General features: G+C 55.4%; 8 protein-coding genes and 1 pseudogene. 7 read left to right on the top strand and 2 right to left on the bottom strand.

Annotated features, from left to right (window positions below; genetic code table 11):
* Positions 1–297 precede the first annotated feature (297 nt).
* The gene (locus ACOQPU_RS13650; protein WP_420645645.1) at positions 298–6081 is read left to right on the top strand and encodes an Ig-like domain-containing protein; all 5784 of its coding nucleotides are present in this window, start codon (positions 298–300) and stop codon (positions 6079–6081) included.
* A gap of 223 nt (positions 6082–6304) precedes the next feature.
* On the top strand, positions 6305–7588 hold the full coding sequence (locus tag ACOQPU_RS13645; RefSeq protein ID WP_420645644.1) for a hypothetical protein: 1284 nt from the start codon (positions 6305–6307) through the stop codon (positions 7586–7588).
* 226 nt (positions 7589–7814) lie between these two features.
* Here ACOQPU_RS13645 and ACOQPU_RS13640 read toward each other — a convergent pair whose 3' ends face one another.
* Together ACOQPU_RS13640 and ACOQPU_RS13635 are read right to left on the bottom strand one after the other, a co-directional pair.
* Entirely contained in the window at positions 7815–8306 is a 492-nt protein-coding gene (locus ACOQPU_RS13640; protein WP_420645643.1) for a tetratricopeptide repeat protein, read from the bottom strand.
* Between the two features lie 99 nt (positions 8307–8405).
* Positions 8406–9146: an HAD family hydrolase gene (locus ACOQPU_RS13635; RefSeq protein ID WP_420645642.1), complete on the bottom strand. Its 741-nt coding sequence runs from the start codon at positions 9144–9146 to the stop codon at positions 8406–8408.
* A 258-nt stretch (positions 9147–9404) separates the two neighbouring features.
* Between ACOQPU_RS13635 and ACOQPU_RS13630 the strand changes: the two genes are divergently transcribed.
* The 5 genes and pseudogenes from ACOQPU_RS13630 (at position 9405) to ACOQPU_RS13610 (ending at position 14122) form a co-directional block, all read left to right on the top strand.
* Positions 9405–10091 (top strand): FadR/GntR family transcriptional regulator, encoded by a 687-nt coding sequence (locus ACOQPU_RS13630; RefSeq protein ID WP_420645641.1) that lies wholly within the window; start codon positions 9405–9407, stop codon positions 10089–10091.
* Between the two features lie 64 nt (positions 10092–10155).
* Complete coding sequence (locus tag ACOQPU_RS13625) at positions 10156–10623, top strand: CBS domain-containing protein (RefSeq protein WP_420645640.1); 468 nt, start codon at positions 10156–10158, stop codon at positions 10621–10623.
* 84 nt (positions 10624–10707) lie between these two features.
* Positions 10708–12561, top strand: coding sequence for a 2-oxoacid:acceptor oxidoreductase subunit alpha (locus tag ACOQPU_RS13620; RefSeq protein ID WP_420645639.1), 1854 nt, complete (start codon positions 10708–10710; stop codon positions 12559–12561).
* Positions 12562–12601: 40 nt separating this feature from the next.
* Positions 12602–13603: pseudogene (locus tag ACOQPU_RS13615) on the top strand (2-oxoacid:ferredoxin oxidoreductase subunit beta); the annotation flags it as partial.
* On the top strand, positions 13601–14122 hold the full coding sequence (locus ACOQPU_RS13610) for a cyclic nucleotide-binding/CBS domain-containing protein (RefSeq protein WP_420645838.1): 522 nt from the start codon (positions 13601–13603) through the stop codon (positions 14120–14122). The pseudogene ACOQPU_RS13615 and the gene ACOQPU_RS13610, both read left to right, overlap by 3 nt.
* Positions 14123–14149: the final 27 nt, after the last annotated feature.

Below are 14149 nucleotides of genomic sequence, written 5' to 3'. Positions count from 1 at the left end.
CCTCGTTTCGATCTGCTGAGTATAGTCAACAAGTAAATCATTTGGCAAGATGATCGTGTGTTGACTTGGGAGTTAGCGTGATGGGAAACGGCCGTTCCTCCAACCATTAACCATTTACAAATAACCATTAACCATTGTCGTCGGCATCCCGTCAGCCAAGCAACGCCCCAGCGTTGTGCAGCCCATACAGGCAAAAGCGTATCCTATCCATTAACGGTAATCCGTAATCAGTGTCCAGTAATCAGTGACTGATTACCGATTACCGAATACTGATTACTGCCTTTCAGGGGGTATAACATGAACCAACGCTTGCGCTTTTTGCTTATTTGTTTTGCTATTTTCACCATTTTGGCCGCTTGCCAGGGGGAACAATCTACTCCCCCCACGATGACGGCCGTTTCTACCAACAATCGCAGCGAAACCGTCACTATAGACGAAGCTGAACCTACGGCCGTTGCGCCTGCCGAATTGCCCGACCATTTGGCCTGGGAACTGGTAGGCGACCACGATCTAGACGATTTTCCGCCCTATGAACGGCTCGTGATTCGCTTCAATCAACCGATGGTGATCAGCGTGCCCCGTCCGATCCACTTCTCCCCGTCCGTGCGTGGTGAATATCGTTGGAGTGCCGACCACACCATGCTGTTCTTCACGCCAGACACCGCTTTCAGCAGCAATCGGCAGTACCAGGTGGAATTGGATTCTCGTTTGGAAAGCGAAACGGGCCTGAAGCCAACGGCCGTCTCCTTCCAACTCCACACCCAATACAGCCCCCGCATTACCAGCCGCACGCCCAACAGCCTCACCCTCACCGAGCGGCAGCCCAGCTTCGATCTCACCTTCATTCGCGCCATGAACCGCGATTCTGTGGCCGAGGCGATCCAAATCAGTCCGGCTGTACCTTACGAACTCGCCTGGAGCAGCAATATTCTTACCCTGAGGCTCACCGAGCCGCTGGATTTTGACACCGAATACAGTTTCAGGATTGCCAACAGCGCCGCCGACACGGACGGCCGTCGCCTGGCACAATCTTACGTCTGGACAGCAACCTTGGCCGAGCCAGTAGATAGAATCACCTGGCCAACCGCTGCCGATCATCTGGCACCTATTGCCATCCAGTTCAACTACCCTATGAACCGCGCCAGCGTCAGCAGTGCCCTCAAAATCGAGCCAGCCGTCAGCGGCAAGCTCGCCTGGAACGACGAGTACACCCGCCTGGAGCTAACGCCCAACAGCCAACTCCCCGCCGACACCACCTACGCCATTCGCTTTGATGCTGACCTGCGTGACGCCGCTGGCTTTGATATGCCTGCACCGGAAGTAGTTGAATTCACCACGCCGCCCGTCATCCTCTCGGCCACGCCGCGCGGCAGCGGCAACCACCCGGCCGACACTGTTAAAATTCTGTTCGATCGGCTGATGGATGCCGCCAGCACCGAAGCGGCCTTCCAAATTGAACCCGCTACCAGCGGCAGCTTCCGCTGGGAAGAAACCACCCTCATCTTTGCCCCGGAAGAAGGCTATCTGGCCGAAAACAGCAGCTACACCGTCACCATTGCCGGCACAGCCCTGAGTGCCGACGGCGAGCAAATCATGAACGCCGCCTACAGTTGGGAGTTCCGCACTAAAGAGCTGGAAGATGTGGCTAACTTTGGCTATGGCCCCAACGCACAGGTTTTGGACGTGAACGGCCGTCGCGCCATTCAGTTCCAGGCGTTCCGCCGCAGCGAGCTACAGTTTGATTTTGAACTGTATCGGCTCACCATGCCCCAATTTTTAGACCGATACGACTCCGGTTTTCATGGCTGGATTTGGCGCGACCAAGACGATACCCACATTGATTTGGATGGCACCGAGCTGGTAGCCGCCTGGCAAATGAGCAGCACCGATCCGCTGCAAGAATGGGCCAACGTTCAGGAAACGATCCTGCCAGAAGATGTGTCGCCCGGACTTTACATCCTCAACCTCATCGCGGGCAACGTGAATGATCAGCTCATCCTCATCGTGACAGAGAATGTGGTTTCTGTGAAGCAGGCCGATGAGCAACTGCTGGTTTGGGTCACCGACATCAACGACGCGCCTTTGCCCAATACGGCCGTCACCATCTACGCCCGCAGCGGCAGCATCCTGGCCAACGGACAAACCAACGCCGATGGCCTCTTTGAAACAGAGCTGCTTACCTTTGAAGAGGCCGGCCCGCCCGCCACCGAGCCGCTCATCGTGGCAGCCCAAGTGGGTAACGACGTGACGCTCACCGGACTCTCAGCCGAGTGGCAAAGCAGCGGCGGCTTTTACGACTGGCAATCCCGCCGCCCGCAGGAGGCCCAATCCGCCGCCTTTGTCTTCACCGAACGGCCGATCTACAAACCAGGCCAAATCGTCTACTTCAAAGCGATTCTGCGCCTGGATGATGATGCCCTGCTTTCTGTACCGCCGGAAGGAACGGCCGTAACCATTCGCATTCGTGATTCCCGCAACAACGTGGTGCAAACCCAAGAGCTTACTACCAACAGCTTTGGCAGCGTCAACGGCAGCTTCCAAATTGCCGAAGGCGCCTCGTTGGGCGTCTACTCCGTGGAAGCCACGCTCAACGGCACATCGCACAGCCAAATCTTCAAGGTAGAAGATTACCGCAAGCCGGACTATGAAGTGACCGTGACTACCGATTCCGCCATTTACGTGCAGGGCGATTCGGTTCAGGTAACCGTAGACACCGCCTACTTCTTTGGCGAACCAGTCGTGAATGCAGAAGTTACCCTGAACCGCTTCCGGGTGGAGGAGGATTGGTACACGCCCAGCCTCTACACCTGGTTCGAGCTGTACGGAGACAGTGCCATGACCCGCACCACCGATGAAAACGGCCGTGCCACCTTCATCTTCCCCCTCCGCGACGATTTGCTGTATTTTAATCAGCAAGATTGGCAGAGCAGCCTGGGGCAGATTCAGTGGGGACTGGAAGCCACCGTAGACGACGGCAGCCGCCAAACCGTCAGTGGTCACGCCATCATCACCATCTACGACGCGACTGAATACCTTAGCGTGGACGCAGGCGGCTATGTGCAGGAACCAGGCGTTCCATTCAGCATCAGCGCCGCCGTGCAAACCATCTTTGGTGAGCCAGTGGCCAATCGCCAACTAGAGCTTACCCTGCGCCGCTGGAACCGCAGCAGCTACGAATACAGCACTGTCGTGCAAACGGCTGAACTGACCACCGATGAAAACGGCCGTGCCAGCCTCAACTTCACCATCGAAGAACCGGGTTACTACCAACTTCGCCTCGCTGGCACCGACAGCCAGGGTAAGTCCATGCACTACAATACCTGGGTCTACGCCTTCAGCAGCTTCTACTCAAGCTGGTACGGCAGCGAAAGTGGCAATCTAAATATCGAAGCAGACCAGCCAGAGTACCGCCCTGGAGACGTGGCCCAACTGCTGGTGGAATCCACCTTTAGCGGCCTCGCGCTGCTCACCGTGGAGCGCGGCTCCATTCGCCGTCAGGAGCTAGTTGAGCTCACCGCACCCGTCACCATGATTCCGCTCACTATTGAAGAGGGCGACGCGCCCAATGTGTACGTGGCTATCAACGCCTGGCAAGAGCAAGAAACCGAGCTTGATGCCCACACGAGCACCAATCTGCCGGACAGTCGCCTGCTGACGAGTTATGTTAACCTATCCGTGCCGGCCTTCACCAAACGGCTCAACGTGACGATTACGCCCGATAAGCCAGAGTACGCTCCCGGTGAGGAAGCGACCTTCACCGTGCGCGTCACCAACTATCGCGGCGAGCCGGTTTCGGCTGAGGTGTCGCTGGCACTGGTAGATGAGGCGATCTTTGCCCTTAGCCCGGAGCTAAACGGCCCGATGTATGACGATTTTTACTATGAACGGAGCAGCACCGTGCGTACTTTCAACGGCTTATACCCAACCCGCTACCTGTGGGAAGGCGGCATGGGTGGCGGTGGTGATGGGGGGCCGTCTACAGGTGGCCCGCGTCAGGATTTCCCGGACACGGCCGTTTGGGAACCTGTCTTGTACACCGACTTCAACGGCGAAGTGAGCGTCACCGTGACCCTGCCAGACAGCCTGACAAGCTGGCGCGCCACCGCCAAGGCCACCACGGCGGACACGCAGGTGGGCGAAGCCATCGCCAACGTCATTACCAAGCAAGATGTAATTATACGGCCGTTGCTGCCGCGCATCCTCACCGCTGGGGATACGATGGCTTTGTCGGCAATCGTCCATAACTACAGCGATGAACCCCAATCTTTGCAGGTAACTTTGGAGATTGGAGACCAGAGATTGGAGATTGGGGGGGAGGCGGTGCAAACCGTCACCATCGAGCCGGGGCAGCAGCAAATTGTGGGTTGGCCTGTGGCAGCCGTTGAGGCAGGCGAAGTGGAGGTGGTAATTACGGCCGTTTCCACCCGCGAAAATGGCCCCTCAGACGCCATCTTGCTGCCCCTCACCATCCAGCCGCTGGCCGTGCCGGACGTTACCACTGAGGTGGGGCAATTTACCGGAAACTATGAAACGGCCGTCACCGTACCAGCCGATGCCCTGCCGATGAGCCAGGTGGAGCTGCAACTGAGCCGCTCCATTGCGGGCAGCCTGCTGGAAGGGTTGCAATATCTCACTGGCTACCCGTACGGCTGCGTGGAGCAAACGATGAGCAAAGCTTTGCCCAACGCTGTCGTGGGTCGCGCCCTAAACCAGCTTGGCGTGACCAACCCCACTCTGCAAGCAGAGCTACCGGGGCAGATCAACGCCAGCATTCAGCGGCTGTACGGCTTCCAGCACAATGACGGCGGCTGGGGCTGGTGGTACGATGACAGCACCGACGCTTACCAAACCGCCTGGGTCATCTTTGGTCTGGCGCAGGTTGCCGACGCTGGCTACGAAATTGATCCGGGCGTGATTGAGCGCGGGGTTACCTGGCTTAACGAACATCGGGCGGGGATGGATCCGCGCACCCGTGCCTTTGCCCAGTATGCAATGGCCCTGGCTGACTTACCAAATGAAGAAGCCACGCTTGCCCTGTATCAAAATCGGGAAGATTTCGACGGGGATGAATTTAGTTTGGCTGCCCTGGCGCTGACGCTGCACGAAATCGGCGAAGCCGAATTGGCGGCTGAGGTGTTGGCAGAATTAGGCGAAACGGCCGTTTCCGATGACACCGATATCTATTGGGAAGGCTCATCCAGCGATGGCTACTACAACAACAAAGTGATGGCCTCCGACATTCGCACCACCGCCCTGGCGTTAAGCGCCTACAGCCAGATTCAGCCCAGCAGTGAGCTGGTTCCCGGCATGGTGCGCTGGCTGATGAGCCAACGACGCAGCCACGGCTGGGGCAGCACCAACGAAACCTCCTTTGCCATCCTGGGGCTTACCGACCACCTGCTGGCGACCAGCTTTAACGAAGCGGCCGCCAACACAGGCTACACGGTGCAGGTCAACGGCGAAACTGTTGCCAGCGGCACGCTGGGGCGCGGCGCACCGGCCGTTTCCCTCACGATTCCCATGGACGATCTGCAGGTTGGCGAAAACGAGATTGTGCTGACTCAAAACGGTGGTGGGCGGCTCTACTTTGTGCTGAACGGCCGTATGCTCCTCCCCCGTGAACAGATTGAAGCGGCTGGCAATGTACAGATCACCCGCACCTACCTCGACGCGGAAACGGGCGAACTGCTGGAGACAATCCAGCCGGGACAGCTTGTACAAATCCGCCTGACGGTTGATTTACCAAACCAGGGCAGCTACATCATCATTGAAGACCAGCTACCGGGCGGGCTAGAAGCGCTCAACGAAGGGCTGGCGACCACCAGCCACGTCGCAGATGCGTACAGCAGCCCTCGCTTCTATTGGCAGGACCTGGGTTATAACTACAAAGAGATTCGCGGTGACCGGGTCAGCTTCTTCATCACAGAGATGGACGGCCGTCCCCGGACCATCACCTACTTTGCTCGCGCCACCCAGGGAGGCAGCTTCACCGCCATGCCCACTGAGGTGTACGCAATGTACGATGCGGCCGTCTGGGGCCGCTCCGCCAGCGACCAAATTGTGATTGAATTTTCAGAATGATCTCGTAGGGGCGAGGCAGCGCGGATTCAACATTTCCCAGCAGCATAACCATGCCCGCGCTGCCTCGCCCAAAACCCACATGAATAATCGTTTTCGGTTGGCAAAATATTTGGTAATTGGAACCATTGGGCGAGGCGTTTGGTGAGGAAAATGGTTTGTTATTAAGGAGATCGTGGCCAAACGCCTCGCCCCTACCGCACGGTACGGTATGATGGATGTGAGGATGAAATTGAAATCTTTTGCGTTAATTGGATTGTTTTTTTTGGTGGCCTGTGCGCCAACGGCCGTTGAACCCGAACCTGAAATTGCTAGCCGACCGACTGTGATAGCAACTGCACTAAGCGGAGTCGAAGCGACCGTTGCCCAACCAACCAAATTTCCCTTGCCGCAACCAAGCCCGTCGCTGACACCGTTGCCATCGCCAACAGTGACGCCTTTGTCCGCAACGGCCGTCCCCGACACCCTTGCCCGCTTTGACCGCTTTCTGCCCTTTGCCGAACAAGAGGGTGCCAGCCCTATCCTGACCGGGCTGGTGCGCCAGGGAGACGGCTGGCGGCTGGAGCGCATCCCTTACTCACCCGGCCTTTACGTAGAGGAACTGGGTTACGCCCTGGGTACCGACCCGGTGGATTCCGATTACGCGGTGGCCACAGATCGACTCATCGCCTGGCAGTTTACGGGTGGAGGTGGGCCGGGTAATCTGGCAATGGGCCAGCTTTTCATTGTGAACGTAGCCACGGAGGAAGTAGAAATTGTGGCCGACAACGTTGTGTCGGCGGGCTGGGCGCCCAACGGGCTAGATTTTGCCTACATTTTGGCCACGCCAGAAACCTATGAGCTGCGCTGGCGCACGGCCAACGGCGAGGATCGCTTGTTGGCCGTAGATGTGCCGCATTCGCTTAGAGTTTCGCCAGACGGACGTTTTGTCGCCTTCACCCGCGAATCGTGGTATGAGGTAGACGGCACCCCGCCTGGCCTGTACGTGGTCGAAATTGAAACTGGCATCGAGACGCAAATTTCCATCCTAGATCGGGCAGGCTATGGTGGCTCTGGCCCGTACTGGAAGCCCCACTGGACGCCAGACAGCAGCCAGGTTTTCCTCTTCGCCACCGCCAACGACGATCGCACCGAAAACCCATTTGAAACTGGCTACATCTGGGCCGCCGTTGATGGCAGCTTCAGCCATTTCTTGCCCGTGTCTACCTTCAAAACTTTCTTTGCCGAAGAACCAGTTACGAATCCAGATTTTGTGCGCTGCGTGGGTGCGCCAACCTTGTTTGCTGCCAACCAGATTTTGCTCTCTGTCGGTGAATGCCCACCGATGGGGCCAGGCAACCCGGAAAGTGCGAATACGGCCGTCTTCACCCTCGATCCCCAAACTGGAGACGTTAGCTTAACGGCCGTCTTGCCCATTCCAGACACCGCCCAACTGCTCACCTGGGACGTCCCAAGCGAGTCGGTGCTCATTTTAGATGAGGGGAATATTTTCAGTGTGGGTATTGAATAAGAGAAGCTATAGTGCCGTTATTTTGAATCTTTCGATTCAACAAGTACATACCATAGCGCGCCGCCAAAAATGAAGAAAATGTTACAACAAATTGCCTCGCCAAGACCGCTATATCCCGATCGAACATCCAAAACTACAAAGAATAGATAAAATAAGAGAAGACCAGCAAAAAGCAATATGGCCTGCCACAAATTCTTATTCACAGAATTTATTCCCACGGAAATCGCTAATTCATTTTGGCCAGCAGTGCAGTAAGCGCCCAGTGGGCGGGCAGGTAAAACGGTTCTTCAACCAGGGCTTGCTCAAAATGCTGCTTGGCCGTTTCATATTGGCCTAAATTTTGGTACGCTCTGCCTAAATTCATATACGGAAATTGGCGCGTTTCGTAGCGGGGGGCTTGGGTCGCTTTCTTTAGCCAGGGAATGGCTTCCTCCCACTTCTCCTGGTCAATCAGGTAGGCACCAATGTCGTTGTACGGATTGCCATAGGTGGGGTCTGTTTCGATGGCTTGCTGGCAGAGGGCAATCGCTTTTTCAGTGTGCCCAATTTGGCTGTAGGTCCAGCCGAGGAAAGTGTACGCTTCGGCGGTAGGGTAGGTGGCGATGGAGCGTTTGTACAGCGCAATGGCATCCCCAAACTCGCCATCCATCTGCTTGCGGTACGCTTGCTCAAAATAGACCTTCGCTTTTTCGCGGGTAATCTCTTCGTCGCTGGCCATGCTGGTAGTTTAGCAAGTGGGGGGAAGTCTGCAAGTCTGCGAGTATGTGTCTGCTCAATTCAACTTGCCCACTTGCAAACATGCATACCTGAAACCTTTTTACCAGCTGGCCAGGAGCGGCAGCAGTTCCGCCAGGTTTTGGATTTCGCCATCTGGTTCCACGCCGTCGGGCTTGTGGAAGCGGTGGCTGGAAGGAAAGTAGATGGTGCGCATTCCGGCGGCGCGACCCCCAACCATGTCGCTGGCTGGATCGTCGCCGATGTAAACGGCCGTTTCCGCTCCCACCTCCAATTCATCTAACACGTGCAAAAACGGGTCTGCATTCGGCTTCCACTTGTTCACATCGGCGGAAAAGACCGTTGCATCAAACTGTTCCAGCAAGCCAAACCGGGCCATGTCTGCCTTGTGCATTTCGCCGGGGAACATCGTGTTAGAGACCAGTCCCACTTTGTAGCCTGCGGCTTTTACGGCCGTAACCGCCTCAACCGCCCCCTCAATTACAAATGCCTGCTGCTGAATCGCCGTGCCATATGCTTTCGCTGCTGCTAGCAAGTCGCCATTGCTAAAGCTGTTTATCCCCAAACCAGTCAGCGTTTCGCCGAGCAGGGCATGAACCTGCAAGTTGGCCGCTGTGCGCGTGGCAGCTTGCCACAGGCGGGGCAGGTGGGCAAAACCAGCGTCGCGGAACTGGGCAAATGAGGGGAGGGAACGGCCGTTTCCCTCCAAAACTTCATATGCCGCCGCAAACCCCGGTGTCTCCAGCTCCGGCCACGCATCATACTCTCCAGCGTACTCAATCAGCGTCCCGCCCAAATCAAAAACAACGGTTTCAACAGCCAAAACAATCTCCCAAGTGGCTAGTATATAGTGGTTAGCGGCTGGTTTTTGGTACGAGCTACTAGCCACTAGCCGCCAGCCACCAAAACAAAAATAAGTGTAGCAAAAGTGAGCCATTTTAGGTATTGATATTGCATGGGGGATATGATAAGATATTCAAACATCTGATTAATTTGATTTATTGGATCATTTGGATGAACATACCCACACCCACTTCTACTCACCGCTTATTTTTGCCTACCAGTCACGGCCGTATCCCCCATGCGCCTCAATAAATTAGACTCGAACTTCCTGCGGTACCTGGTAGACAGCCAGGTGGCTCCCGGAGAGCGTTTGCCTACGTTAAACCAGATTGGGCAAGAGCTGGGTGTGAGCGTGGGCAAACTGCGTGAGCAGCTAGAAATTGCCCGCAATTTGGGGCTGGTTTCCGTACGGCCGCGCGTTGGCATTGTACGGGAACCGTTCGACTTTTCTCAGGCGGTACTGGCTGGCGTGCTGTTTGGCCTGGGTACGGGCGAGGCGAATTTTCAGCAGTACAGCATGTTGCGGCAGGCAATCGAAGTAAAGTTTTGGGATACGGCCGTTCGCAACCTCACCCCCGACGACAAGCAAAAATTACAGCAGTTGGTAAACAAAGCATGGGCTCGGCTTAAAGGCGACCCCATCCACGTGCCAAATGAAGAACATCGCCAGCTTCACCTCACCATTTTTAGCCGATTAGATAATCCCTTTGTCAAAGGGATGTTGGCCGCCTACTGGGATGCGTACGAGGCCAGCGAACTAACCCGCTTCTCGCCTTACAGCTATTGGTTGGAGGTTTGGGGTTACCATGAACGGATTGTTGCCGCCATCGTTGCTGATGAGTTTGATGAAGGATTGACCCTGCTTTCTGCGCATTTTAATTTGTTGCCGACTCAGCCCGAACTGCCCAGCAGCAACAATCGATAACTATTTCTTAAAGCATTTGTTAATTGGAGCATCGTAAGGTTGCTCTCACAGGAGGTTTGCTCCCATGAGTTTAAAAGAAGAATTGATAAGCGAGCGCGTGTCCCATCTCGACTTGTCAAAATTTTGCCAGATTGCCAGGGGAACGGCCGTACGCGACGCTCTGGCAGAAATGCGGCAAAGCAAAACCAATGTTTGTCTCATCACCAGCGGCAGCAGCCTGGTAGGCATCCTCACCGAGCGGGACGTGCTGACCAAAGTTGCGGCTGTGCCAGAGAATCTGGATACGGCCGTAGACGAAATTATGACCGCCAATCCCATCACCGTTACCCCAGATAGCAGCGCAGCCGATGCCCTGTGGTTGATGGATGACAAACAGTTCCGCAACCTGCCCGTTGTTGATCGCAGCGGCAAAATAATGGGTAATATGACCCATCAGGCTGTCATTAGCTTTTTGGCCGCCCGCTATCCAGTAGAAGTTATTAACCGCCCACCCCGCCCAGACCAATTTCCACGTAAGCAGGAAGGTGGTTAGCGGTGTACAGTAAACAGTATTCAGTAAACAGTTAACTGACCCACTGACTTACTGAACACTGACCTACTGAATTCAGGAGAAACCATGAGTGAAGAAACCCAATTCAAAGAATTAGACTCGATAGTTGTCCGCTTTGCTGGCGATTCCGGGGATGGAATGCAGCTAACCGGCACGCAATTTACCAATACATCGGCCGTTTTTGGCAACGACATCAGCACCATGCCAGACTTTCCCGCCGAAATCCGCGCCCCTGCTGGCACACTGGCAGGCGTGAGTGGCTTTCAGGTCAATTTTTCCAACAGCGACATCCTAACGCCAGGCGATTCGCCGCAGGTGCTGGTTGCCATGAACCCCGCCGCCCTCAAAGCCAGCCTCGGCGAACTCGAGCGTGGCGGTACCATCGTTGTCAACACCGATGCATTCACTAGAACCAATTTACGCAAAGCAGGCTATGAAACCAATCCGCTGGAAGATGAATCACTCGCTGGCTACCAAGTTATTGAAGTGCCGCTAACCAGCATGAACCGGGAAGCCCTCAAAGATATAGAATCTCTTTCAACCAAAGAGAAAGATCGTTCGCAAAACTTCTTTGCCCTGGGCATTGTGTTTTGGATGTTTGAACGGCCGATGGAAACCACCCTGGAATGGGTACAGAAAAAGTTTTCCAAGCGGCCTGACGTTGTCGAGGCAAATACTAGAGCCCTGCAAGCAGGCTTCTTTTTTGGCGATACTACCCGCACTTTCCAGCAGCGGTATCGGGTTCGCCCCGCAGAGCTGGCACCCGGCACTTACCGCAAGGTTACGGGGAATGAGGCAATGGCCATGGGATTGGTAACGGCCGCTTACAAAATGGGCAAATCGCTTTTTTACGGCACTTATCCCATCACTCCAGCCAGCGACATCTTGCACGCACTGGCACCGCTGCGCCATTTTGATGTGCGTACCTTCCAGGCAGAAGATGAAATTGCGGCAATGGGCTCGATTATTGGGGCAGCTTTTGGCGGTGCATTTGCCGTAACTGGCACCAGCGGCCCCGGCGTGGCTCTGAAAAGCGAGGGGATGGGGTTAGCCATTGCCCTGGAACTGCCGATGGTAATTGTGAACGTGCAGCGGGGTGGCCCTAGCACTGGTTTACCCACCAAAACAGAGCAGTCGGACTTGCTGCAGGCCATGTTTGGCCGCAACGGGGAAAGCCCCATTGTGGTGCTTGCCCCACAAAGCCCAGCTGATTGCTTCGATATTGCTGTAGAAGCCGCTCGCTGCGCCATGCGTGCCACTACCCCCGTCCTGATTTTGTCGGACGGGTTCTTGGCCAATAGCTCTGAGCCGTGGGCGGTGCCAAACCCGGATGAAATTGCCCCGATTACGATCAGTCACCCTGCCCCCAAGGACAACGGCAGCGATGAACCGTTTCTGCCCTACGCCCGCGATGAAGAAACATTGGCACGGCCGTGGGCCATTCCCGGCACGCGTGGTTTGGAACATCGCATTGGCGGGTTGAGCAAGGCACCACTTACGGGCAATGTTTCCTACAACCCAGAACACCACGAAACCATGACGCGGGATCGTGCTGAGAAGATTGCCCGTTTGGCAGAGTTCCTGCCAGCGCAAGAGGTGTTTGGCCCCAGCCATGGCGATTTGTTGGTGATTAGTTGGGGTGGCACCTTTGGTGCTGTTCGGTCTGCCGTAACAAAAGCGTTGGCAAACGGCCGTTCCGTGGCGCACGTGCATTTACGGTATCTCAACCCGCTGCCGCGCAACTTGCGCGACATTTTGAGCAATTACAAGCAGATCGTCGTGCCAGAACTGAACGGGGGTCAACTTGCCTTTTTGCTGCGCGGCCGTTTTGCCTTGAACATCCAGTCCTACCCGAAGATGCACGCACGGCCGTTCAAAATCAGCGAAATTACTGCCAAAATCGAGGAGCTGTTGCCGTAGTAGAGACGTTGCACTGCAACGTCTCTGCCTGGAGAAAATTATGAGCATTCCAATTGAATTAACCCGCAAAGATTTCGTTTCAGACCAAACCGTTCGCTGGTGTCCTGGCTGTGGTGATTACGCCATTCTGGCCTCTGTCCAAAAAACGCTGCCAGAGATCGGCGTTCCTAAAGAAAACATCGTCTTTATTTCCGGCATCGGCTGCTCTAGCCGCTTTCCGTATTACATGAATACCTACGGCATTCACAGCATTCACGGCCGTGCGCCCACGCTAGCCACTGGGCTGGCCATTTCCAACCCGGAACTCAGCGTTTGGGTCATCACCGGGGATGGGGATGGGCTGTCCATCGGTGGTAACCACCTCATTCATGCCATCCGCCGCAACGTGAATCTGAACATTTTGCTGTTCAATAACCGCATTTATGGCCTCACCAAAGGGCAATATTCCCCTACCTCACGCCAGGGGCATAAAACCAAATCGTCCCCGATGGGCTCGCTGGAACAGCCGCTGAACCCCATTGCCCTGGCCATGGCAGCCGAAGCCACCTTCATTGCTCGCTCCATTGACGCCCACACCCAACATCTGGGCGAAGTGCTGTATGAAGCCTCGCAGCATAATGGCGTCTCGTTCGTGGAGATTTACCAAAACTGCGTCATCTTCAACCCAACTGAGTGGGAAGGGTTGGATGATCGGCGGGTGCGGGATGAGAACATTTTGTACCTGGAACACGGTAAGCCGATGGTTTTTGGTAAGGACCTTGACAAAGGCATTCGCCTGAATGGGTTCCGGCCAGAGGTTGTGCATTTGGGCAACGGCATTACAGAAGATGATCTGCTGGTGCATGATGAAACTTCAACCCAGTTGGCTTTCATTTTATCCAGCATGGAGCATCCTGAATTCCCAGCCCCGATGGGCGTGATCCGTCGCGTGGAAAAGCGTACCTACGGCGAGGGGTTGATGGACCAGATTGCCACCGCGCAAGACGCAAAGGGCAAGGGCGATCTGCGGACGCTGTATGAATCGGCCGATTTGTGGACGGTGACGGCGAAAGAGAAACCGGACGTAAAATCTAAGCAGACGGGTCGGTTGTCGCTTGAAGTGGATGAGGCGTATGTGGATGAAATTGAGCAAGAACCAAAATCCACAACCCCAATTCAGGATCGCCTGATTACAGATACGCTGTCTACCTTAAATCCGAAGGTACCTATCACCATTGACGTTTCAGCCTCTTTGGCCAAGGCGGTACACCAGATGAATGGTCATCGCATTGGCTGCTTGTTGGTTACAGACGCACAGGACAAGCTGGTGGGCATTTTTACGGAGAAGGATTTGTTGCACCGGGTAGTGGGCTTGGTAGAGGATATGGATACGGCCGTTATTGCTGATTACATGACCCCAGACCCCATTGCTCTCACGGCTGACCTGCCCATTGCCCAGGCACTGCACGAAATGCACGTTCATGGCTTCCGCCACCTGCCGCTGGTAGATGAGGAGCATCGCCCCGAAGGGATTGTTTCCTTCCGGGACGTGGTGCATCATTTAAAAGAAAAACTTGCCTAGCTAGACGGTAAGAAATTAAGCGAACCC

The sequence above is a fragment of the Candidatus Leptofilum sp. genome (assembly GCF_965223285.1).
Classification (GTDB): Bacteria; Chloroflexota; Anaerolineae; order Promineifilales; family Promineifilaceae; genus Leptofilum.
This window is presented reverse-complemented; position numbering and strand designations above follow the sequence as displayed.